The 24050-nt window shown below is 55.6% G+C and carries 15 protein-coding genes and 1 pseudogene; all 16 read left to right on the plus strand.

Annotation, left to right across the window (positions count from 1 at the left end):
* The first annotated feature begins 8 nt into the window (after positions 1-8).
* The gene (locus DAUD_RS02005) at positions 9-983 is read left to right on the plus strand and encodes an ABC transporter ATP-binding protein (RefSeq protein WP_012301534.1); all 975 of its coding nucleotides are present in this window, start codon (positions 9-11) and stop codon (positions 981-983) included.
* Positions 984-993: 10 nt separating this feature from the next.
* On the plus strand, positions 994-1959 hold the full coding sequence (locus DAUD_RS02010; protein WP_012301535.1) for an ABC transporter ATP-binding protein: 966 nt from the start codon (positions 994-996) through the stop codon (positions 1957-1959).
* Between the two features lie 34 nt (positions 1960-1993).
* Positions 1994-2743: a PIG-L family deacetylase gene (locus DAUD_RS12255; protein WP_012301536.1), complete on the plus strand. Its 750-nt coding sequence runs from the start codon at positions 1994-1996 to the stop codon at positions 2741-2743.
* Positions 2744-2785: 42 nt separating this feature from the next.
* Complete coding sequence (locus DAUD_RS02020; protein WP_012301537.1) at positions 2786-4354, plus strand: ABC transporter substrate-binding protein; 1569 nt, start codon at positions 2786-2788, stop codon at positions 4352-4354.
* A 34-nt stretch (positions 4355-4388) separates the two neighbouring features.
* Positions 4389-4676: a hypothetical protein gene (locus tag DAUD_RS02025; RefSeq protein ID WP_166485064.1), complete on the plus strand. Its 288-nt coding sequence runs from the start codon at positions 4389-4391 to the stop codon at positions 4674-4676.
* Positions 4677-5075: 399 nt separating this feature from the next.
* Entirely contained in the window at positions 5076-5633 is a 558-nt protein-coding gene (locus DAUD_RS02030; RefSeq protein WP_012301538.1) for a DEAD/DEAH box helicase family protein, read from the plus strand.
* A gap of 196 nt (positions 5634-5829) precedes the next feature.
* Positions 5830-7416, plus strand: coding sequence for a DEAD/DEAH box helicase (locus tag DAUD_RS12260; protein ID WP_166485065.1), 1587 nt, complete (start codon positions 5830-5832; stop codon positions 7414-7416).
* Complete coding sequence (locus tag DAUD_RS02040) at positions 7317-8840, plus strand: helicase-related protein (RefSeq protein ID WP_166485066.1); 1524 nt, start codon at positions 7317-7319, stop codon at positions 8838-8840. The genes DAUD_RS12260 and DAUD_RS02040 overlap by 100 nt, the downstream gene beginning before the upstream one ends.
* Positions 8831-13582, plus strand: a complete 4752-nt coding sequence (locus DAUD_RS02045; protein ID WP_200858717.1) for an Eco57I restriction-modification methylase domain-containing protein — start codon at positions 8831-8833, stop codon at positions 13580-13582. Before DAUD_RS02040 ends, DAUD_RS02045 begins: the two co-directional genes overlap by 10 nt.
* Positions 13575-15455 (plus strand): RNA-directed DNA polymerase, encoded by a 1881-nt coding sequence (locus DAUD_RS02050; protein ID WP_012301540.1) that lies wholly within the window; start codon positions 13575-13577, stop codon positions 15453-15455. Before DAUD_RS02045 ends, DAUD_RS02050 begins: the two co-directional genes overlap by 8 nt.
* Positions 15452-18214 carry a DEAD/DEAH box helicase gene (locus DAUD_RS12710; protein WP_041570734.1) on the plus strand — a complete coding sequence of 921 codons (2763 nt, stop codon included), beginning with the start codon at positions 15452-15454 and terminating at the stop codon, positions 18212-18214. The genes DAUD_RS02050 and DAUD_RS12710 overlap by 4 nt, the downstream gene beginning before the upstream one ends.
* Positions 18183-18545, plus strand: a pseudogene (locus tag DAUD_RS13050) (helicase-related protein); the annotation flags it as partial. The gene DAUD_RS12710 and the pseudogene DAUD_RS13050, both read left to right, overlap by 32 nt.
* A gap of 258 nt (positions 18546-18803) precedes the next feature.
* The gene (locus DAUD_RS02065; protein WP_041570736.1) at positions 18804-20699 is read left to right on the plus strand and encodes a Zn-binding domain-containing protein; all 1896 of its coding nucleotides are present in this window, start codon (positions 18804-18806) and stop codon (positions 20697-20699) included.
* 32 nt (positions 20700-20731) lie between these two features.
* The gene (locus DAUD_RS02070) at positions 20732-21193 is read left to right on the plus strand and encodes an AAA family ATPase (RefSeq protein ID WP_166485068.1); all 462 of its coding nucleotides are present in this window, start codon (positions 20732-20734) and stop codon (positions 21191-21193) included.
* A gap of 16 nt (positions 21194-21209) precedes the next feature.
* Positions 21210-22223, plus strand: a complete 1014-nt coding sequence (locus DAUD_RS02075; protein WP_012301541.1) for a hypothetical protein — start codon at positions 21210-21212, stop codon at positions 22221-22223.
* Between the two features lie 309 nt (positions 22224-22532).
* On the plus strand, positions 22533-23864 hold the full coding sequence (locus DAUD_RS02080; protein WP_012301369.1) for a transposase: 1332 nt from the start codon (positions 22533-22535) through the stop codon (positions 23862-23864).
* The last annotated feature ends 186 nt before the right edge of the window (positions 23865-24050 follow it).

The raw sequence follows: 24050 nt of genomic DNA on the forward strand, positions 1-24050 counted from the left end.
AGAACCGGATGTCCCTTGTTCCTGTTTTAAAGGTGAATAATTTATCCACTCACTTTCATACCCGGCACGGTGTCATCAAGGCCGCAGACAGAGTTAGCTTCACGGTGGCGGCCGGGAAAACCCTGGGCCTGGTGGGGGAGAGCGGCTGCGGCAAGAGCGTTACGGCCCTGTCCATCCTGCGCCTGATTGAGCCGCCGGGAAGAATTCTCTCCGGGGAAGTCTGGTTAAACGGCTGCAACCTGCTCAAGCTTCCCCCAGGGCAGTTGCGGCAGGTGCGGGGCAGGGAAATAGCGCTGGTTTTCCAGGACCCGCTGACCTCCCTGAACCCGGTTTTAACCATCGGCACGCAGCTTGCGGAAACCATTGTCTCCCATGAAGAGGTATCCCGGGCGGAAGCGCGGCGGCGGGTGGCGGAGCTTCTTTTGCGCGTGGGCCTGCCCGACCCGGAAAGGCTCATGCGCCTGTATCCTTTTCAGCTTTCCGGGGGCATGCGCCAGCGGGTGATGATGGCCATGGCGCTCTCGCTGCGCCCGAAAGTTTTGATTGCCGATGAGCCCACCACCGCCCTGGACGTTACCGTCCAGGCCCAGATCCTGGCGGAGCTGAAGCGGCTGCAGGAAGAGCTGGGGATGGCGATCATCCTCATCACCCACGACCTGGGGGTGGTCGCGGCCATGGCCGACGAAGTGGCGGTGATGTACGCCGGATCGATTGTGGAGCGCGGCCCGGTGGCGCAAGTATTTGACCGTCCCGCCCACCCCTACACCCGGGCTTTGCTCCGTTCCGTGCCGCGCCTGGGCAGGGAAGAACTGGTGCCGGTGGTGGGACAGCCGCCGTTGCTTCTAAATCTCCCGGCCCATTGCGCCTTCCTCCCCCGCTGCCCGCAGGCGGGCGCGGCGTGCTGGGGGGAGAAGCCAGAATTGCGGGAGATCGGGCCGGGCCACGCGGCAGCCTGCCACCGTTTATTCCCCCGGGCCAGCTGAGAGAGGAGGGATGCGGGTGAGCCTCCTGGAGGTAAGGGATCTGGTTAAGCACTACCCGGGGAAAGGAGGGATTCTGGCTGGCCGCCGGGAAAAGGTGCGGGCGGTGGACGGCGTATCTTTCTCCTTGGCCCGGGGAGAGACCCTTGGCCTGGTGGGGGAGAGCGGCTGCGGCAAGAGCACCCTGGGGCGGCTGGTGGTACGGCTCGAAGAACCAACGGCCGGAAAAATCCTTTTTGCCGGCGAGGAGACCACCGGCCGGACGGAGGGAAAGCTGCGGGAACTGCGCCGCCACTTCCAGATCATCTTCCAGGACTCTTCTTCCTCTCTCAATCCGCGCCGCACGGTGGGAGCGACCATAGAGGAACCCCTGGCCAATTTCGGCGTGGCGAAAGAAGAGCGCCGGGAGCGGGTGGCTGAACTATTAACGCTTGTCGGCCTGGAATCGGAGCACGCCTCGCATTACCCGCACGAATTCAGCGGGGGGCAGCGCCAGCGCATAAACATCGCCCGGGCCCTGGCCCTGCAGCCGGAACTGGTGGTCTGCGACGAGCCGGTTTCCAGCCTGGACGTCTCCATCCGGGCGCAAGTTCTAAACCTTTTGCGGGAACTGAAAAGGCGGCTCAATCTTTCGTACCTCTTTATCTCGCATGACCTGGCCGCGGTGAATTATCTTGCCGACCGGGTGGCGGTGATGTACCTGGGCAAAATCGTGGAGATTCTGCCGGCAGAAGGCCTCGTATCACAGGCCCGCCACCCCTACACCCGGGCGCTCCTGCGGGCGGTGCCGGAGCCCGACCCGCGGCAAAAAACCGGCCAAAAACCGGTGGTGCGGGGCGAGCCGCCCGACCCGGGAAGGCCTCCTGCAGGCTGCCGCTTTCACCCCCGCTGCCCCGAGGCCCGCGACCTTTGCCGGCAGGAGGAGCCTGCTTTAAAGGAGGTGAGAGAGGCGCATTTGGTGGCGTGTCATTTAATTTGACGGAAAGATTAGGGGAAAGTGAGGGGGGTCAATAATGCATGGGAAAAAAGATATATTGCTCCTTGCTACTTACGGAATGGAAATAGTGGAGTGCGGCGGAACCCTGGCCAAACAAGTGAAAGCTGGTGGAAGCGTTCAGGCAGCAGTTTCCCTGGTAAGACCCGAGAACAGGGAGCAGGTCGAGAAGGCGGCCGGGGTACTGGGTGTTAAGGTAAGCTTTCTGGATTTCAAGAGCGGGGAAGTGCAGGCTGATGTAGCCTCAAAAAGTAAAATCGTGCGCCTGATCAGGGAAATTCGCCCGGAGATTATTATTACCCAGGATCCAGAGCATTCCTTTCTCGATCTTGACCCTGATCGCCGGGAAGCAATGGTGCTTTACCTCGAGGCTATTAGCCTGGCCGCAAGAGATTGGAAAGTTGAGGAATGCGGTAACTTGAAGCCACACCTGGTAAAAAGTATCTATTTCATGACCCCGGAACGGCCGAACTGCGTTATTGATATTGCTGAAGTTTTTCGCCTCAAGGAGCAAGCTATGGCTGAACTAACCGGTCAGCTGGCCTTTACCGCGGAGATGCTGGGTAAAATGGTATCGGCGGCCGCCATGCGCTGTCTGCTGACAGATTACGAACAGATTAAGGACGTACCAGTAGAGCTTGGCCGGGCCCTACACCGGGAGATGAATAGAGCTTTTCATCTTTACCACGGTCTTTTGAGCCATTCCAGCTTTGTACTTGCCGAGCCTTTCCGTCGCCTGGGTCGGTTCGAGTTGGAATACCTATTATAAAATGTAAAACAGTGCTAAAAACATGTTGGGGGTGTAAATAAAGTGAGGCATATAAAGCAAAGTATATCTATCCTGTTGATTATTATGTTGATTGCCGGGTTAGCCGGGTGTGGTGAGCAACAAAAAGAAGTACAGGAAGCCAGGCAAGAGCTTGTGGTCGGGTTGGCGGCCGACGCCAATGAACTCAAGTTCAAAGAAGTGGGTATCGGGTCGCCGAATGCCAATATCTACGAAAGTCTCGTCAAGCTGGACGCCGACTACCAGGTTCAACCGCTCTTAGCCACCAGGTGGGAGTACAGAGGCGACAACACCTGGAGGTTTTACCTAAGGGAAGGCGTCAAGTTTCATAACGGAGAAGAGTTGACGGCGGAGGCGGTCAAGCGGTCCCTGGAAGAGGAAATACGTCCCAGCGGTAGGGCCGTCCTGAAAATCGAGAAGGGCTCCGTCAAGGTTGTCGATAAATATACGGTCGATATCGTCACCACAGAGCCCAACATGCGCGTCCCGGAGATCCTGGCGCATCCCCTCAACGGAATCCGAGCGCCGGGTGTCGATCCTGTTGCCAATCCGACCGGCACAGGCCCGTTCCGTTTCGTCCGCTACGAAAAAGATAAAGAACTCGTCGTGGAGCGCAATCCCGACTACTGGGGTACACCGCCCAAGCTGGATAAGGTGACTTTTAAATACATTCCCGATCACAACACGCGCCTGATGGCCCTTCAAGCCGGAGAAATAGACGTGGCGAGGGAGATCCCCCGCGAAATGCTCGGGCAGGTCAAGGCGATGGACGGTGTCAGATTGGCAACCGCGCCGCAGGGCCCGTATGTGGCACTGTCCCTCATGGTCAACGGGAAACCGCCGCACGACATTTTGCGGGATAAGACAGTACGGCAGGCCATCGGGTGGGCTATCGACCGCGAAGCCATTATTCAAAAGGTGTGGGAAGGCAACGCGGACGAGAGTCAAACGGTTATTCCCGCGGGGATTCTGGGAGAGCACAAAAACCTGGTACAAGGATTTGGCTATGACCCGGCAAAAGCCGGACAGCTGCTTGATGACGCCGGCTGGAAGCCCGGGCCCGACGGTATCAGGACCAAAAACGGCAGGCGGCTTGAGCTTACGCTGGTTTCCGGTTTTCCTTCGGCCAGCGTGTTGAAACCTTTGCCCGAAGTCCTGCAGCAGCAGCTTCGTGACGTCGGCATTGATGTCCGTATTGTGGAGGTGGCTGATGACGGCCTGTACTACGGCAGGCTGGAAAAGGGTGAAGGCGACCTCTGGTTGGAGCGGGGGAATCAGAATAACGGCGACCCGACCTTCCTTCCGGAACTCCTATACCACAGCCGGGGATACCAGGGGTCTACTTACAACAAGCCGTTCTGGCCGGGGGAAGAGTTCGACCGCCTTATTGACGAGGCCAGGAACACCCCGGATATCCGCGAGGCCACCCGGCTTGTGGCGGAGGCTATGCACATTCTGATTGATAAGGAAAGCACCGTCGTGCCTATTGCCGCCCTTTACAATGTCTATGCCGTAAAAGAAAAGGTCCAGGGACTCAGCCCTCATCCCGCGCCTATCCACACCAGATGGGATACCGCTTACATCAAAGGATAGCGGAAACAGTATGCGTGTGCCGAAGAGTGCAGAGGTGAGAATTCCTTCCGAGGGCACCGTCCTTACGGGCACGCTTCTTATGCCCGCCGGTGAGGGGCCGTTTCCGTGCGTTGTGATCGCCGGGGGAACAATGTCGCACACCCGTGACGGCCGGCTCATTGATCCCGACAGGGTTGTCCCAGAACGGGACGCCCTCAAACGGCTGGCAACGAGGCTGGCGGCGGCGGGGTACGCTTCCTCATACGCTGGGATAAGCGCGGCTTCGGCGGTACTCCGCCGGGGCCGCGGCCTGCTACGTACAGGGATGAGACCGCTGATCTGATTGCCGTTATGCACTTCGCCCGCCGCCACCCCGCTGTCTCGCGGGTGGCGAGCCGCCGCACGAACAGTTCCGGTATATCGCCGGGCCGGTACTGATCCTGCACGGCGAGCGGGACATGAACGTCCCTGTGGAGTACGCGGCTAGAATTGTGCCAGGTGTTTGTTTCTGCCGAAAGTCGAAATGTGTCGAATTGTGCCAAAAGAAGGAAATTTAAAAGTGATGGCGAAGGGCATTATCAAGGCCAAATTTTTGCAGCAATTATTTGGCAGCAGATGTCAGTTCCATTGATGTTGCACACCTTGATCTGTTTGCGCCCCGTCTGCACACAACGCCCGTCTGCGCGCCTCGCGCAAGCAGGTGCGGGATCGCACAGGCAGGAGGACCCCTGGAGGTGATCTCTTGGCGTCCGACGGTTTGCGTCCCGGTCTAATTGTCACGGGGCCGCTGTTGCCGGAGCCCGTGGAGATCATTGCCGTCGTTCCTCTGGGTGATGCGCTGAAGCTTGTCGGCAAGGGGCTTAAGACCAATCAGGTGCATGATCCGATTCTCACCGCCGCTCAACTCGCCCAGCTCGATGTTTCTCCCGCAAGTCGGCCTTTCGACGGCGATGCGGTCTTGTTCCGCTTGGGAATAGAGGCCGAACGCCTTGGCCTCGCTTACGAATATGATCCTTACTTTTCGCTTTCCATCGCCCGGGTTGATCCACTGCCGCACCAACTGGAGGCGGTCTATGACTATTTTCTCAAGCTGCCGCGTATCCGCTTTCTGCTGGCCGACGACCCAGGGGCCGGGAAAACGATCATGGCCGGCCTCCTGCTCAAGGAACTCAAGGCCCGCGGGCTGGTTGCCGTTCTGCGCCCTGTAGATCAGCGCGAAGTATGTTATCCATACCCTGGGTGGACGTGTGTGCCTCATTCCAGCATCGAAGAACTGTCCGGTTGGAGCCTGGAGATCTAACCAAGAGAATGTGCAGCAAGTCTAAAAGGACAATGACCATTCTTGTTGAAATTTGCTAAACAATAACTTGTAGGTTTATCCAGAAGCAGGGATAAGGTGTTTTTGCGTTAGTTTGCCTTTTTGCGGCGGTACGGAATTATTCCGTTTGAGCATAGAAGCAATATGATCGATTGACTTGAAACTGGGGAGCATTAGCGTGGCCAATCATTTATCTGTTAATGTGGGGGATCGTATCAAACTGCGCCAAAGGGCGTGGCGTATACGAGGTCGGCGTTCTTTGCCTCCACATATAGTAATTTTTGAACTCGAATCCCTGGACACCGAAAAGCCACGTTCTATTTCTGTTGTGGTTCCCCCGGATGAGTTTTTTGTTCTTCCGACGGAGTCCTTGTATTTCGATGTGAAGGGGTTAAACGCTTTTGCTTCATGGGCGAATGACCACCGTCTCATCGCTGCGACTTTGATGCGTGAAACAGCCGTGTTGTCGGGAGCCCGATTCGGCCGTGTTTGCCTGGAAGCCTATCAACTTGCCCCGACACTGAGACTATTGAATAAGCCTCGTCCCAGCCTCCTGATTGCAGATGACGTTGGCTTGGGCAAGACCATTGAAGCAGGTTTGGCGCTCCTTGAATTGGCTGCTCGAGGACGAGCCCGTCGCGTTTTGGTGGTTACGCCCCCAGGTCTCCTCCTGCAATGGAAGGACGAACTTGAGGAGAAGTTCGGCATGCAGTTCACGTTAATCGAGAATGCAGCAGGACTTGCCCGGGTCCAGACTCAGCTTCCGGCCGGCATCAGTCCATGGGAGGCGCTGCCCAGAGTCCTTACATCCATTGATTTTCTGAAGAAGGAGACGGTTCGCGATCGAGCGCTTCGAAAGCAGTGGGATCTCATTATTGTAGACGAGGTGCATGGGCTTGCTGAAGCCGGGACACCTGCAAATCCATACCGTACGCAACGCACTCGCCTCGGTCTTGCCCTTCGGGATTCCGCCAAGGGCCTGATTCTGTTGAGCGCGACACCTCATAACGGGTACCCTCACTCTTTTCGCTCACTTATAAATCTGGTTGAGCCCACGGCGGCAACGTTTCACGGCAAACCGGAGACTATCGCCCGCAGAGTCCAGAGAGCGATGATACGGCGTATGAAACCCCAAATTGTGCACAAACTTCCCAACGGCACAGAGGAACCGGTTTTCCCGCGCCGAGATGTCCAAGGCATTCCGGTAGAGGTCAAAGGCGCTGAACGGGAACTCCTTAAGAAGGTTGCGGCATACTGTTCTCGGACCGCTCGTTCGGCCAAGGAGGCGGAAAATGCTGAACAGGTCACGTTTGCGATGCAAATTATTAAGAAGCGTTCCCTCTCCAGCAGGAATGCTTTGGGAAAGACGATAGAGAACCGGCTAAACGCGCTTCGAAAGAAGGACGAAGAAGAAGTTCCCCCCACAAATGCAGAAATCCGCGACCTGCAGGCAGACCTCCCGCTCGATGAGGCGACTGCGGAGCGAACCGCCATCCGCATTATTAAGTCAGCCCTTCCAAAGGAAGAGAAGCAGCGCAAAGCGGAGATTCGAGCCCTGAATGATATTCGGAAGACACTGCGCAGCCTTCCTGAACGCGATCCCACGACGTTCTTCTGCGAGAAATACGCGCGGTGTTTGGGCGGAATCCGAATGATAAGATCATCGTGTTTACTGAATACCTGGATACGCTGGAGGCCATCCGGGAAGCTCTCGAAAAATCACAGGATCTCGCGGGGCGATTTGTTATCCTCCGTGGGGGTTTGAGCGGTCGTCAGCGGGCGCGGGTTCAGGAAAAGTTCGAGGAGATAGAAACGCGCTTGCTCCTGGCGACGGATGCGGCAAGCGAAGGACTGAATCTCCAGCGTTCTTGCCACCGTGTTTTCCATTTCGAACTTCCCTGGAATCCAAACCGGATGGAGCAGCGCAATGGTCGGGTGGACCGGTATGGTCAGACGCAAACCCCGGTAATTCGGTACCTTTACTACCCGGACAGTCCCGAAGACGACGTTCTCCATCGCCTCGTTGGAAAAATCGAGCGAATGCAAGATGACCGGGTTTCTACGCCGGATATTCTGGGAACCTTGCAAGGGACGGCTGAACTGGATCAGGGTCTTGTGTATTTTGACCCTGAAGCCGGGGATATTGACGCGCGGAAGGAATCACTCGTTCGTCTGTTCGATGACCGCACGGCTGATTTTGTGCGTAATGTTTATCCCCTGGTAGCGGCGGGAGGGCCGGATGAATCCGAAAACAGGAAGCTTCTGGACTTACTCAACACTGCTCATCCACTACTTCCGGATGATGAGGAACTAGAACGGATAGTCGCTGATCTGATCGGACCTTCATCCTTTAAGCCGACCGATCAAAAACACATCTTCCGAGTTCAAGTTCCGATCCGTTATCGTGGTCCAGATGTTAAGGCGATCTATCCTCGGGTCACATTTCGGCGTTCCATTGCCGTCAAATATCGGGCGGCTGATGTTGAGTTCATCACCCCTCTGCATCCGCTGGTCCAAACTATGGCGGCAGAGGCACGCCGCCATCTCCTGCAGGTGTATCCCGACGAACGGAGCTTGCCTCCGCGCAGACTGGCGGCCCGGCGGGTTCCGGATTCCGAAGCTGCATCGGTTGTCTTTACGTATTTTGGGAGCATTACCGGCGGGGGTAGTCTGCTTGAGGAACACCTAATGGCAATTCGGGTCACACCGGATCTGCAGGTGATTGGATCGTCTGGGGAAGCGCTACGATGGCTCCAGTTAGAGGCGAACGCGGGAGAGGTGCCGGCCGACCTCCTCGAGCGCCTGTTCAAAACTCAGTTTGATGCTATGATGCAAAAAGCTTTAAAGTCTGCACAACTTGACTTGAAAGAACACGTTGTAGCGGTTAAAGAGCATCGGCGGCGCCAGGCGGAGATACTCCGGCACGACTTGGAGCGGGATCTGGCGGACCGCCTGCAGGAAATCGAAAACGAGGAACGACAAGCTAAAGGTCTGGTTGAAGCCGGAGGCCAATTGCGGCTTTTCTCCTTCGAAGAAGTGAAAACAACCGGCTTCGAGTCTAAACGTGCGGTTGCAAAGGCGCAGGCAGAGAAACGACGTGGAGAGATTGCCCAGTTCGAGCAAGTGGACGACCCGGATGAGCCGCGACCGCTGGGTGCGCTGTTCCTGGTGCCGGAGGAATGCTTGTGATCTTTCGCCACCTAAGAAACGTCCGCGGCTTCTTCTCCGACTATTACCTGGGGAGCGTATTTGGTCGGGGACGGGGCAGAAGGAAGCAGATTTCAGACCGGGAGACTGGTATTGCTTACCGCCGCTTTTTGCGTATTTACGAACGGGCCGAAGGACGTGCCTTTGACGCTTCGCTCTGCCGGGAACAATTCATCCGTCCACTCCTCCGTGACGTCCTCGGATTTCATCTGGGAGCGGGGGAAAACCGCATTCACTATCTCTTTCGTTCGGCTGAGGACGAGGCCAACGATGCCAAGCCGCTCCTGCCGGTCTATTGCGGGTCCTGGGACGAGGACCTGGACAGCGGTCGCGGTAGCGCCGTTCCTATGCGCCGGTTGGAAAGAGCATTGACGGGAGCCGATCTGAGTTACGGTTTCCTAATCACCGGAGAATGCATCCGGTTGGTGCGCGCACCTGGCGACGGCCCGCGCGGTGCCTATCTCGAGGTGGATCTCGCGGGGTTGGCGACCGATGAAGACCCGGAATCGTTTGCTGTTTTTTACCGTCTCTTCACCTTTTCTCAATATCAGCCCGATGATCAGGGGCGTCTCCCCATACGCCAGGTCGAGGCGGAAAGCAGAGAACATGCCGAGAAAGTCTCGGAGGATCTTAAGCGCACAGTTTTCACGGCGGCCGAGTCACTGACCGGTGGTTTGTTGCAAGATGCCGTACGGAGGGGAAGTGTCGCCGACCCCGCCACGATTACTGAAACGGAGCGTATGGCGTACCGCGACGCCGCCCTAACCGCCCTTTACCGTATCCTTTTTATCCTCTATGCCGAGGCGCGGGATCCGAGATTGGACGAGCACAAGTTGTACCGGGAGGCGTATTCGATCCTCGGACTGGTCGATGATCTCTTGCGCGACCCCACCCGTGACTGGCCGGAGAACAGTGCCGGCCTCTGGATGCGCCTTAAAGCCTTGTTCCGCATTTACGACCAGGGCCTGCCGCGGATTACCCCCTGGGAACACATCCCACCGCGAGGCGGCGATCTTTTCAAAGCCGACACGCCGGATGGTCGCCTGCTTGATGCCGCGGAACTGCCCGACAGGATCATTGTCCGGGTTCTCCTCGACCTTACCACCACTGCTCCTCGCCGCGGTATCGGGCGCGAACGGGTTTCCTTCCGTGAGCTTGACATCGAGCAGCTGGGTGCTGTGTACGAGGGTCTGCTGGAGTATGAGCCGCAGGTTGCTCAAAATACTACCATCGAGGTGCGGGTGCAGGGCAGGATTTATGCTTTGCCGCCGGGCGAAATCGCCCGCCTCTATGAAGAAAAAGCCCTGATTTTAAAGGGCGATTTTGCCGTTGTCGCCGGGACGGAGGCGGAATACCTGCATCCCGAAGCACCCGAAGAGGATGACGGGGAAGCGGATGTTGAGGACGAATTGGTTCAAGACGAAGATGCGGAGAATGCGCAGACGGACATAGAAGGCGAGGAACCGGAGGACAAAGGAGTCAAAAAAGGTGCCGCCGCCCGCCTTGTGCGCCGCCTGGAGCGCGGGGATTTCCACTTCGTCCCGGGGTCAGCGCGCAAAGGTACTGGTTCCTTTTATACCCCGCTTCCCCTGGTGCGGGATCTTGTCTATCACGCGCTTGGGCCGCTGGCTGAAGGGAAGAGTCCTGCTGAAATTGAAAGCCTGCGTGTCCTTGACCCCGCTTGCGGTAGTGCACACTTCCTGGTCGAGGCCATGCGTTTCTTGGGCCGTGAGTTACATCGCGCCTATGCAGAAGGGTACGGCGCCAAGGGTCCCCCGCAATTCCGCAGTACCACAGGCCAACGTTGGGACAGCGACTGGCAGGTGTCGGATGAGGAAGCGCGCGCCACCAACTCCGAAGCCCGGGCATGGTGCAAGCGCCGGATCGCCGAACGCTGCCTTTTCGGCGTAGACCTAAACCCCACCGCCGTCAATCTGGCACGGGTGGCGCTGTGGATCGAGTCCTTGGCCGGCGACCGGCCGCTCACCTATTTTGAACACCATGTTCGTTGCGGCAACTCCCTGTTGGGCACCTGGCTCAAACGCCTCGACGACCCGCCGTTGCCGTCCATGGAGAAGCGGCAGCCCAATGGCCAGATAAGCCTGTACACCACCTTCGCCGATCACGTACGAAAAGTTGTTCACGAAGCCGCGGAAACACGCCGGTTGATTGACCGTGCCGCTGACGGTGGTGATGTTGAACCGGAAACCATTGAGGAACAGGAATTCAAACAGTACCAACTGAGGGAGGCCGAAAGGATCCTTGGTGCGGCCCGGCTTCTTTTTGATCTCCGTTCATCTTCGGCATTCATCCCGGAGATCTGGGGCGAATGGACTGTACTATGCGGGTATGTGACGAAGCCTGGGCAACTGGAGGCCTACGCCCGCTCCCGCCCTTGGTGGGATGCATTCGAACAGGTCCGCCGTCGCGAGCGTTTCCTGCACTGGGAGTTAGAGTTTCCCGAAGTTTTTCTCGATCCGGCAAGGCCGGGGTTTGATGTCGTGCTCGGTAATCCTCCGTGGGACAAGATCAAACCGGACAAGAAGGAATTTTATGGCAAGTACGATATTTTCATCCGGGCGTTTGTGGGAGGCGAGTTGGACCGGCGGATCGCCGAACTTCACGCTGCAATTCCTGGGCTTACGGACGAGTTCAGGGCATATGAAGACCGTGTAAAAACCGTCGCTGCCTGTCTTAAGAAGGGCGGTGATTATGAATTTCAAGACTGGAAGGTTGACGGCAGGAACACGGGTGGTGACCCGGACAAGTTTAAGTTTTTTGTTGAGCGTGCCCACCAGGTGGTTTACGCGGGTGGCCGCGTAGGTTTAGTTGTTCCCTCGGCCATTTACAATAACGAAGGCTGCACTGGTTTGCGCTATATGTTATTAGACGACTCCCAGGTCGAACGCTTTTACGCCTTCGAGAACCGCAAAAAAATCTTTGACATAGACTCCCGCTATAAATTTGTTAACCTGGTCTTTCGCAAGGGCAAGCCGGAGGCTGACGGTTTTGAGGCTGCCTTTATGCGTCATGAGTTGGACGAATTGATCAGCACCAATTGGAAGCCGTGGATGGTACCGGTCAAAAAGAGCGAACTCAAGTACCTCTCGTCCGGCACACTGGCGTTCCTGGAGTACCGTAATCCACGCGACCGGGAAATCGTTCTCAGGATGTACGAGGGCCGCCCGCTCCTCGGCGACCAGGGCTCCGGCACCTGGAACGCGCGGTTCTATACAGAATTCCATATGACCAACGACCGGGAGCTGTGGACCGATCCGCGTACGGGCAAACTGTGGAACCCACGCCAGATCCTGGGCAATGTGCCGGGCACCACCGACCGGCCGCCGTACTACGACCCCGCTGCCTGGCCCGAAATCCGGGAACGGATGGCTGAGAAAGGCTTCTGGCCGCTTTATGAAGGCAAACATATCGAACAGTTCCTGGTGGATATCAAACCCATTGAGCGCTGGGTGAGGCTGGAAGCGGCGATGAAGAAGTACGACCAAGTGCCCGACCCGGGCCCAAAGGTGGTCTTCCGCGACATTGCCAGTAACACCAATGAACGAACCTGCATCGCGGCAGTGCTACCGGAGAAGTCGTGTGCCGGACACACGCTTGCACGTTTAGTCACAGATGAAGCGCCCAACGTAGCAACTACGGTCCTAAACGCCATCGTAGTAGATTTCACTATCAGACTACGTACTGCAGCGACTCATCTCAGCTTTACGTACATGTCTCGGGTGGCAGTTCCTCAGTCTGCCGTTGTTCAACGTCTACCGTCAGTTGGGACAATGAGTGCCCTTACATCCGGAGCGCAGCATGTTTCCGATTTAATGACGATATGGGATTGCGTGTGGTCTGCCAACCGCGCCGTGGCTGAAGCTTATGGTCTGACACCGGACGACTTTGAGTACATTCTCAGCACTTTCCTCGTTTTCGCGCGTAAGTGTCCGGAATTCTACGCCTATTTGCGGGAACGCGTATCCGAATGGAAGCGACAGACGGTAGAAATAAAAAGGGAAGTAAGAACTCGTGTCTTTCCAAAGCACACGGGGGTGACAGAAGCAGCGGAAGCATCGGTCCCATATGGGATCAAAGCACGTCGCTCGGCCAGCAGCACAAAGTCTCGCGAAGCTCCGACACAGTTCAAACAGGCCGTGATTTTCGCCTGGGTGGTATACCAGCTTTATTCGCCCGGTTACCCCGTCAGCCGCTACCGCGCCGGCAAGATGATCTACCTCATCGAGCGGGCTGTGCAGCTTGGGCTCTTCCGGAACTACCTGAAGCAGGCGGCCGGGCCTTATGACCCGAATCTCCGCTATCGCGGACCGGAGGGCATTGCCACCCATCAGCGACAGTGGCTGGTTGCAGTGGATGACACCCACTTCGAACCGGGGCCAAGGATAGACGAGGCACTTAATTACGCTGAACGTTATATTCATATTTCACGGGCACAAGCCTCAGCCGTGATCAAACAGTTCCGAACTTACCAGGATGACACCCTGGGCCGCTGGACCACCGTAGACTTAGCGGCGCGTGAACTAATTGCTCAGGGCAGCGTTGTGACTGTTGAGAGCATTCTTGCGCACCTGAGCGCATCAGAAGAATGGGCGCACAAGCTGGACCAGAAGGAGTTCACGCTCGAGTTAATTACCGGAACACTTTCTGGTTTGCGCAACTTCGGCTTTTTGTCCGGCGAAAGAGAGGGCAAGAACCGTGGTTAAGGATTTCTATGACCAACTTGGGGACCTCAATCTTCTTCGGCGGGCGTGGCACTTGGCCCGGAATGACGCTCGTACAGATTTTATGTTTGACCCTTATCGGTATTCCGATTTTGCGTTTCGGCTCGATAATTATCTACAAGGCATTGCACACAGCTTGAGGACTTACACCTATCACCCAAGATCTCTACTGACCATGGATATTCCAAAGTCGAGCCTTTCTGTGCGTCCAGGGACAGTTTTATCTATTGAAGACAAAATCGTGTTATTTGCCATTGCTTGTCTTATCGCGCCACCGCTTGACAATAAGCTTCCTGATTTTGTTTATTCGTGGCGTGTTAAGAAAGGAAAAAGTAAAAAAGAACTCTTCCGTGACCACGAAATCCTCAAATTCCCGTTCTTGAAGAAATCAACCATTATTAAACAGGTTGATTTCATCGAACCCTGGTACGAAGCATGGCCACTATTCATACAAGAGGTGAAAATTGCTTACGAAGAGCAGGGCTTCAAGTACATGGTTGTCTCTGATATTGTAGCCTACTTTGAAAACATTGATCTCAGATTATTGCGTGATCTATTATTGCATTACCTCCCGCGTCAACCCCGTATCATTAATTTTCTTATCAGTTTGCTTGAACATTGGACTTGGCCAGTTGTCCTTGGTGGTGCATCAGCAAGGGGCATCCCCCAGGGGAATGGCGTAAGCAGTTTTTTGGGGAATATTTACCTGTTGCCCTTGGATACTGCGTTTCAAACCTTTGCTAAGCGGCGGGATGTCAAATACCTCCGCTATATAGATGATGTCAAGGTTCTGACAAAAGATCTTCCTACGGCTCGCGATGCTTTATTCTTAATGAATGAAAAACTTCGGGAACTTCGTCTTAATATCCAAGGAGCGAAAACACGCATTCTCGAAGAAGATAAAGAGATTCGCCAGGAATTCTTTGATCCCCGATTGGAGGCAGTAAATGACGTCATCGAACAGATCAAAAAGAAATCCACATTGACTGCTCAGGAACGAAAAGATTTCGCTGAGGAGCTTAACAGACAACTGAAAAAGGTGAAAGGCCGCAAGAGCCTTATCCAAAAGAACGAGTTGCGCCTATTCAGACGATTGATAACCGGATACACGCTTCTCAAGTGTGGTCGTATGGTTGATATCGTGCTGAAACAGATGGAGAAGAACCCGGACGCGAGGTTACTAAACAGCGCGGTCCGCTATTTTCGTTTTCAAGAACGCAACTTCAAAAAGATTGCGGGGACATTATTTGACTTTATAAGCCAGGACAAGCTTCTTTTCCCATATCAGAAAGCACACTGCTTTATGGCGTTACGGTATCAGCGTGATCTTCCCTCCGAGGTGTGGAAAGAGGCAAAACAAAGGCTTCGATCAAAGAAGGAGCATTGGTACGTTCGCCAGCAAGCAGCGATTCTTGTGGGTTTGAAACAGTTAAGTAAGCGAGAACTCAGGTCTCTACGGAAACTTTACAACGAAGTGGATAACAGAGAAGTTAAGAGGACCTTGATGCAAAGCCTTGCTCAATTACCATGCGAGGATTTGACCAAGTTGGCGAATGAACTTTTGTATGATAGTGATGCAAAAATGCAGCGACTTGGCCGCTTTTATTTCGGCCTTTTACATGATGATGAAGTCGGTACCCAAAAACAAATTAATTCACTTTTCGACGATTTTCAGGAAGAGATCCTGATCGACAGAATCTTTGAAGTGGAAGTTATTTCAAAAGCAGGAAAGCGAACTACAAGACAATATCTTCTGCAAAAACTCAAGAACGTGCAAAATAATATCCGCCGTCCTCTTTTGAAGACAAGAGTTGATTCAATTATCTCACGGTTGGAGAAGGAGATCGAAGCATGAAAACATCCGCCGTGGCTTGCGTTCGCCACGTGGTCGATGAATACCGCCGCTTTCTGCGAACGTCATATCGATTTCTTGATGATCATCTGCGCCAGCAATTCGAACAGCACTTGTCCCGAGTGGATGTGGTTGTCAAGGGGCCTTATGTGACCCTCTCGCGGGACTTTGAGCGCGGTGCGACCTTGGATGAACTCGTGGAAGCGGGCCGGGCCGAGCCGGACCTACTCAAAGCGCGCTGGCCGTTTGGTGATGAGCGGTTGTATCGCCATCAGGAAGTGGCCTTTGAGGCCGGTCGGGCCGGTCGGCCGTTTGTGGTTACCACCGGCACCGGCTCTGGTAAAACGGAGGCGTTTCTGCTGCCGGTATTGGACGGGATCACGCGCCGCAAGCGCGAGGGCATTAGTGGTGTTCAGGCCGTACTTCTGTACCCCATGAACGCTCTGGCCAACGACCAACTGGAACGACTGAGGCGCTTGTTGCGCGGAACAGGCCTGGATCTCTCCTTTGCTCTTTACACCGGCGACAGCGACACGGCCTCCCAAAACTTGACCGAGCAACCCGCTGAGACCGAACGTCTAACCCGGGTCCATATCCGCCGTGCTCCGCCGGATATCCTCCTCACCAACTACAAACAACTGGAGTTTCTCTTGATCCGTACCGGGGATCGTGCTCTATTTACGCCTTCCCTTCGTTTCCTCGTGCTGGACGAGTTGCACTCGTACCGGGGAGCATTGGCCACGGAGATCGCCTGCCTTATTCGTCGCTTGAAGACACATGCCGGGTTGAAACCGGGGGAACTGATCGGAATCGGCACGTCGGCGACGGTGGCTAGCGGTGCCGGTGGCGCTCAAGCCTTGGCGGATTTCGCTACTATCCTTTTTGGTGAAGTATTTCAAGAAGAGGACATCATTGCCGAAACCACGGTTCCTCCGGCGCGGTATGACAATCTCTGGACACCCCCGTCACCCGCGTTGAATGAGGATTTCCTTCGTTCCCTCGACTATGAAGACACAGACGCAGTCATTGCTCTGGCTGAGCAACTTACGGGCCGGGCGTGCGCAACGGATGGTCCGGTTGCAGAGCGTATTGGAGCCGTACTCAGGAGCAATGCCGTTGTGCAAACCATCGAAGAAGTCTTTGCCAAGCCAGCATCCCTGGCAGACGCCGTTATGACATTGCGTAAGCGTTTTCCAGATCGGGCGAACCAGCCGGAGGAAACCGTCCGCCTCGAGGTGGAGGCCTACCTGCTGGTAGGAAGCATAGGCGAAGAGGAACACCCTCCCCGCCTCCGTCTAAAATTGCACACTTTCTTTCACGGAGTCTATGACGTTTCACTTTGTTTGAATCCGGCTTGCCGGGCCTTGGTACCGCAGGGAGGTACAGAATGCCCCAAGTGTGGTTCGGCCGCCCGTCCGGCTGCCCTGTGTCGCACCTGCGGACAGGATTTTGTAAAGGTGCGTTTTGAGCGTGCGGATGACGACCTTCCGGTGGGCACCGGAGATTTCTTCAGCGATGACCAAACCGGCTTTTTAACCCACCAAGTTCACGAGCTTTCTGAGGCACCGGGAGTTGCCGATGAGGAAGAAGAGTCCGAGGCAGCACCTACACTGCGACAGCCTCGTCGGCGGAAGGATGCCGAAGCACGTCTTGATCCAGTTTCGGTTTGCGTCGGGTGCGGAAGGGTTCTACCCGAAGGTGCTTCTTGTTCCGTCTGTAATCGGGAAGGTGTGAGGTATCTCCTGCATCGGGGTGCGCTGCACACCTGTCCGGCCTGTGGCGACATCTATACCCGGGGCGACATTGTTACTCCCCTGCGTACCGGAACAGCCTCCACAGTCTCCGCCCTTACGACGCACCATTTGGACTTATTACAGGGTGAAGACCGTAAGCTTCTAGTTTTTGCGGATAACCGGCAGGACGTGGCGCACCAGGCTGGATATACCGCCGACAAACACCGTTCTTTCGCACTACGGCACCTGGTAGCCCACGAAGTCAGGCAGGCGGGTGCAGATGGCATTTACCTGCAGGAACTGCCTCAGCGTCTATTTGACGAATACTTGAAGCTTGGCATCATCAAAGGACGGCCGACGAGGCCGGAACGTCAGCGTTGGCTGGATGCCATCACCTACGAGTTGGCAAACGAATTCACACGCTATACCCGCCAGCGCGCTTCTTTGGAGAACCTAGGGCTCGTAGCGGTCGAGTATGAGTACTTGGAGGATTTGTGTAAAGAAGATACTTTTGTCGAAACAGCGTCTAACGCGAACCTGGATGTTTCCACGGCCGTGACCCTGGTTCGTGCAATCTTGGACATCATGCGCCGAAATCGTGCTGTGGATTATGATTTCTTCCAGGATTATGTAGATCCAAATAGGAAACGGCGTTATCGAGAACTCGAAGCTGAACCGTACAACGTGCGTTTTCCCGAACGTGATCGGAATGCAAAGGGGGTTTGTCCTGGACCGGCCGGATCACATCAGAAAATCGCGATCGGGAAACATCCTTGGCTTCTACCAGGAGAATCCACGCGCAGGCCAACTGACTGCTGTACAGAAGGTCACTGCGCGAATCATCGGGACCCGCAGTGGGGCCGAGGTCTTTCTGAGAGCTGTTATCCCCATGCTTGTGCGGCTGGAATTACTCGTTCCGGTTCTCAACTTCCCTATTCCCCAGACCGAGAGAATTGGTTCGCTCAGGGTTTTGCAGATCAACCACAACGTTATTCGGTTGGTTCAACCCGAGGATGGGTATCGCTGTAACGCCTGTCAAACCTGGAGACCATACGACTTTCCGACTTGCCCCACGCCTAAATGCAGCCAAGGACAATTACAGCCGGCGCTGCTTGAGTGTGACAACTACTATGTTCATCTCTATACGAGCAGACCACCTCGAAGGCTCGCCGTTGCGGAACACAGTGCTCAAATTCCAGGTGAGGAGCGTGCCAAGCGCGAAACATCCTTCAAGGAAGGCAAGCTCGATGCTCTCATCTGTACGCCCACACTTGAACTCGGTGTGGACATTGGTCCTCTTGTGACCGTTGCACTCAGAAACGCTCCTCCGACACCGGCCAACTACGTTCAGCGCGTGGGCCGTGCTGGTCGCCGGTTGCGCATCGGGTTTGTATCCACCTTTTGCGCAGGTGGGGCCCATGACCGGCATGCTTTCGAAAACCCTGCTTGGCTGGTGGCCGGACACTTTGCACCCCCGCGACTTCGTCTGGATAACCCCCGGATTGTGGAAAGGCACTTACGGTCATTCCTCCTCGAGTCGGTACGGGCACAACTTCCACAATTGATGGGCGACTTTCTCGACGATGTGCGCTCTCCCGGTCGGGCGAAGCTGGAGGTATTGAATGACCTATTTGAGGAAATACGGGTTAACGCCGGAGAACTTACTGGCCAGTTGGTACAGGTTTTTGCTCCTGACCAGGCGGTTGGCAGAACAGATCGCTACGGTTTTGCCGAGTGCGAGAGGCTTGTAGAAGCTTTCCCCCAAGACTTGAAAACCGTTCTGGAAAACTGGTGGCACCGGGTTCAGCAACTGGATCGGGAGTTTCGCCAGTATTCAGCCGTAGGTTCGCCGGTCCATGATATGAAAAAGGCCGCGGCAAGGCAGCGGGCCTTCAAGGAGATTACGCAAGATCCAGAACGTGCTTATACGCTGAACTACTTTTCTACACAGGGTCTTTTGCCTGCCTATCAGTTCCCCGTGGACACATTCAGTTTGGATCCTGGGGTGGTGGATACTCCGACGCTCTTCCGGCACGCGGCGGTGGCCATTGAAGAATTCGCACCGGGTAATTTTGTCTATGCTAATGGACATAAGCTGCGATCAATCCGCGTTCTTTTTGCTGGCGGTCCTGGTTCGTCCGGAGAGCGGCCGGGCCGAAGTGACGCCGAGACGGCGGGACGGTTGCGTTCTTTTCAATTTTGCGAGCGTTGCGATGAAGTGGTTGACGATATCCGAAACAATTGCCCGCACTGCGGAGCTACCATGCCGAGAGCGGTGGAATGCGTTTTCGTAGATGCCTTCGAGGCCGAGGAGTCTTTGCGTATCGGATCTGATGAGGAATCAAGACAACGCCAGTACCATATAAGGCGTGAAAGTCTTGTCAGACGAGAGGACCAGCAGTGTCGTCTCTACCCCTATCCTTTTGTGCCCGTTGAATATCGCCAGCTTGCCGAGGTCTTAATTACAAACTGGGGGCGCTCCGACTCGAAAACGGGCGATGGGATGCGGTTCTGGCTATGTCCGGATTGTGGACGCCACTTAGATCGTGATCCTTCCAATCCACAACATGCAAGCGCCATTCAAAAATGGCGGGAGAACCATACCCGTCTATGTTCTGGTGAACCGGTCCCTCTTGTATTGGCGTATCAATTTCACACAGACTGCATAGTTTTGAATGTTCCGAGCCGGCAAGACACAAGAACCATCGGGCGCACGACACTGTCTCCGACCACAGTAACCCTGGCCGAAGCCCTGCTTGCGGGAGCCGGTGATCTTCTGGAACTTGAACCTTACGAGCTTGCGGCGTTTCCGAGGCTTTCTCCCGAAGGTCAGACGGTAGAGGAAATCGTTATTTACGAAACTGTACCTGGAGGAGCGGGTTACGTCGAAGAAATTGCCCGCCGCTTGCCGGAAATTGCAGAGGCTGCCCGGGAACGGCTTTACGGCCATACCTGTGCAAAGGCGTGTTATCTCTGCCTTAAGCACTACCGTAATCAGCGTTGGCATCCTTTCTTCGACAAGGAACGCGTCAGAGACTTGCTGCTCACGATCTCGAAGATGGAATCGGTTGAACCGATTGAGGCCACGGGTGGGTCGGCAATTAAGTTTCTTTATGACCAACTGGATCAGCGCCGGTGTGAGCTCCAAGAAGAGGGGAGACCCCCGGGACATCAGAATGTCCAGTCTCCTATCGAAAAGCGTCTTTTTGAGGCATTGTGCGGGATAGCCGACTTACCCTCGCCCATGGCTCAATATGAATATCGCAAGGATGGTAGGCTTATTACCATACCGGACTTTGCGTACCCGGACGCCAAGATTGCGGTTTTCTGTGACGGCTTTGCTTTTCACGGAAACCCGGACACATTAGAACTTGATGCGAAGAAACGAAACCAGATGCAAAGTGATGGATGGATAGTCCTTACCTACTGGGGCAAAACGATCATGCGGGATGCCGAAGCCTGCGCACGGGAGATTCTATCGCTCTACAAGCAAAGAGTGGAAGAGAGTCGATAAAGCAGATGGCTTTATCGGTGTTTTTGAAATTCATGGATAAGAACAGTCGTTGGCTGCCTGATTTTAAGGCGGCGCTTGATAAGGTGGTGCCGGATACAAGGGATTCCCAGGTGCAGAAGGTCGGGGGCTATCTGGTAATAAAGCTGTTGCATGGTTATGAGAAAGGGGAGCACCGGTTTGACGCTTCCCAGGAGTCGGACGGTACGCTAAGGGTGCTTGGTCTGCCGGCCGCGCTTTACCAGGACTCCCCGCCGACCTTGCTGGCCATAGAGGAACCCGAGTTGACCATTCATCCCGGTGCGCTGGCCGTGCTTGCGGACGTAATGAAGGAAGCCGCCGGGCGGACCCAGTTGTTATTGACCACACACAGTCCGGACTTGATCAGCCGTCTGCCGGTTCATGCGTTAAGGGCGGTCGAGAAGCTGGACGGTGTCACCTTGATCAGTGATATTGACGGAACCAAAAGAATGGATGGGCTTAGGTATGGGCCTTAAGGAGCGATGATGCTGGATGATGCAAACACTGCAAGAAGAACTCCTCAAAATGTATCAGAAGATGACTGCTGAGGGGAAGCTGGCTTCGGCGGCGCGGTTGGCTGCGTACTATGGCACTTTTCGGCGGCGGTTCGGGCCAGCACAACTGGCAAGCCTGGACGGGGAGGCGCTGCTGGAGACCATTCACAATCACAGCAATCCGGACAGCCTGGTTTACTGGCTGGAGTTCAAGGATGACGAGGAGTTTCCGGCTTATTTCGGGAGTATCTACGGCGGCAGTGCGCTGAAGTTCGGTATTTACCGCCGGAAAGAGACCGGGGCGTGGGTGACGGGCAGCCCGGTTGAAACGCGCGAGCTGTCGCTGGATGAGGCGGTGGCCGTGGCCCGGAAGCACCGGGATCAACTCGTGGCCGGTGCCGCGCTGCTGGAAGGCTTACCCCGCAACGCTTCGGATGAGGATTACCTGCGGCTGCAGCAGGAGATGGACGCGCAGTGTCCAAACGTGGGCAATACGGCCTGGGGTCACAAGTATTTCAGTCTGCTGTATCCGGAGAAGCTCGATTTCTTCCATGTTGCCGATTACCAGCGCTTCCACCTGATTAAGCTTCTGCAGGAGCCACCGGAGGGCGAGGGCCGTTACCTGGCGGCCGGCCGGTTCGTGCGCTTGGCGGCGGAACTGGGGCTGCACCTGAACCATTTAGGTCACTTGCTCGTGATACGCAACGGCCGGCCGTACCGCTACTGGCGGGTGGGCACCAGCGACGAGACCGAGCCCCGGAACCGCTGGGACCTGATGCGGGACGGCGGCCTGGTGGCAGTCGGGTGGCCGGACCTGGGGGATCTGTCCGGCTTCTGGGAGAACCGCGAGCAGCGGGAGAAGTTGCGCGCCCTGATGCCCAGAAGTATCCCAATACGCCGCAGGCGGTGGGCAACCAGACCGCACAGCTCTGGAATTTTCTTTTTGGTATGGTGGAGGGGGACCTGGTGCTGGCCTGCGACGGGGCCGTGGTGTTGGGAATCGGGAAGGTGACGGGCGGTTATTTCTTCGAACCCCATTCAGACTTTCCCCATCGCCGCTGGGTGAAGTAAGCCATTTGCGATGTTCGGGAGAAAAGATAAATAGGCTGTTTTAGAGTTGCGGAAAAAACATTTTACCCCGGTCCAATCCGGATTTTATGCGGTTTGCAGGGATGGGTAACGGGCGGATCGGCAAAATTGACCCCAAGGGAGAAAAGCGGAGAAAAAGCGAAGGAGAATGAGAAATAAGAAGGGAAAACCCCCTTTTGTGGAGAATCCTTTTTGTAACCACCAAAAAAGAACCACGAAGGAGGTTTCCCTTATGGCCATTATACCACAACAGCGGCTTTTTGGGTGGCAGGAAATCGACGAACTCGGTGACTTGGAACGTTTTTTGCTTGTAGTGAACCACCTGCCCGATGAGCAGTTGATGCAAAAGCTGGAGAGAGAGCGTGGTAAGGGACGGGATGATTACCCGGTGCGGGCGGTTTGGAACTCCATCCTGGCCGGGATCGTATTTCAGCACGTGTCTGTGGAGAGCCTGCGGCGGGAACTCTGCCGGAACGGCCAGTTGCGGGAACTTTGCGGTTTTGATCCGGCCCGGGGCGAGGATGCCGTTCCGCCTTCTTACATATACAGCCGCATCTTGGTGAAACTGATGCGGCACGCCGACGAAGTGGAAAACATATTTACGCGGCTGGTGGATGAAATAAGAGTGCTGCTACCGGATTTCGGTCGAATTTTGGCCATAGACAGCAAAGCCGTCAGCAGTCTGGCCCGGGGCAAAAAGCGGGATGAAGAAGAGAAGGTCCAAAAGCCTGACGGGCGCCGGGACACCGATGCGGACTGGGGCCGGAAAACATACCGGGGGCGTAAGAAAGGCGGCACCCTATGGGAAAAAGTTGTGTGGTGGTTTGGCTACAAACTCCACCTTGTAGTTGACGCTGTTTATGAACTGCCGGTGGGATTTGCGGTGACAAAGGCATCGGCCAGCGACGTGAAAGAGGGACATATACTCATTGATCGGGTGGCGAAAGAGCATCCGGAGATTGTGGCCCGCTGCGAGGCATTGGCGGCGGACAAAGCCTTTGACGACATCAAGCTAAACGTGAAACTCTGGGACGAATACCGGATCAAGCCCGTGATTGACATCCGCAACACGTGGCGGGACGGCGAGGAGACGTGGCTTGTAACCGGTAAGGAGAACATCGTTTACGATTACCGTGGAACGGTTTATTGTTGCTGCCCCGAGACAAACAAACATCGCGAGATGGCCTTCGGGGGATTTGAGAAAGACCGGGAAACCTTGAAATACCGCTGTCCGGCCCGGCACTACGGAGTAGAGTGCCGGGGCATGGAACAATGTGCCGCAACCGGTGGGATACGTATTCCCCTGGTGGAAGACCGGCGGATCTTCACCCCGCTGGCGCGGTCCAGCTACAAGTGGAAAACACTCTACAAAAAGCGTACGGCGGTAGAAAGGGTAAATGCCCGCCTGGACGAGGCCTACGGATTTGAAAAGCATTTCATTCGGGGCTTGAAGAAGATGAAGCTGCGTTGCGGGTTGGCCCTGATGGTGATGCTGGCGATGGCCGTGGGCCGACTGCGACAAAAACAAGGAATAGACTTAAGGAGCCTGGTGAAGGCGGCCTGACGGGGCTCAACCGGAAAACAGATTACCTGCCAAGAGACGCCCAGAGTGGCGCTGGGGTAAGTTTGCCCTTTGGCAGAGCGGCATAGTCTATATACTCCATTTACCCCAATATTAGGTTGCTAACTGTGTTTTGTGGCTTGGGGAACAGCCGGTGCCGGGTGTGGGCGTTGCCTTGTCGGGACCAAA

Origin of the sequence: Candidatus Desulforudis audaxviator MP104C (assembly GCF_000018425.1) — a bacterium.
GTDB classification, from domain to species: domain Bacteria; phylum Bacillota; class Desulfotomaculia; order Desulfotomaculales; family Desulforudaceae; genus Desulforudis; species Desulforudis audaxviator.

Coding starts and splice junctions, on each gene's coding strand:
- DAUD_RS02045 (WP_200858717.1), top strand. CDS start 8,831: ATGCTTGTGATCTTTCGCCACCTAAGAAACGTCCGCGGCTTCTTCTCC.
- DAUD_RS02080 (WP_012301369.1), top strand. CDS start 22,533: ATGGCCATTATACCACAACAGCGGCTTTTTGGGTGGCAGGAAATCGAC.
- DAUD_RS02005 (WP_012301534.1), top strand. CDS start 9: ATGTCCCTTGTTCCTGTTTTAAAGGTGAATAATTTATCCACTCACTTT.
- DAUD_RS02075 (WP_012301541.1), top strand. CDS start 21,210: ATGATGCAAACACTGCAAGAAGAACTCCTCAAAATGTATCAGAAGATG.
- DAUD_RS02070 (WP_166485068.1), top strand. CDS start 20,732: ATGGATAAGAACAGTCGTTGGCTGCCTGATTTTAAGGCGGCGCTTGAT.
- DAUD_RS02010 (WP_012301535.1), top strand. CDS start 994: ATGCGGGTGAGCCTCCTGGAGGTAAGGGATCTGGTTAAGCACTACCCG.
- DAUD_RS12710 (WP_041570734.1), top strand. CDS start 15,452: ATGAAAACATCCGCCGTGGCTTGCGTTCGCCACGTGGTCGATGAATAC.
- DAUD_RS12255 (WP_012301536.1), top strand. CDS start 1,994: ATGCATGGGAAAAAAGATATATTGCTCCTTGCTACTTACGGAATGGAA.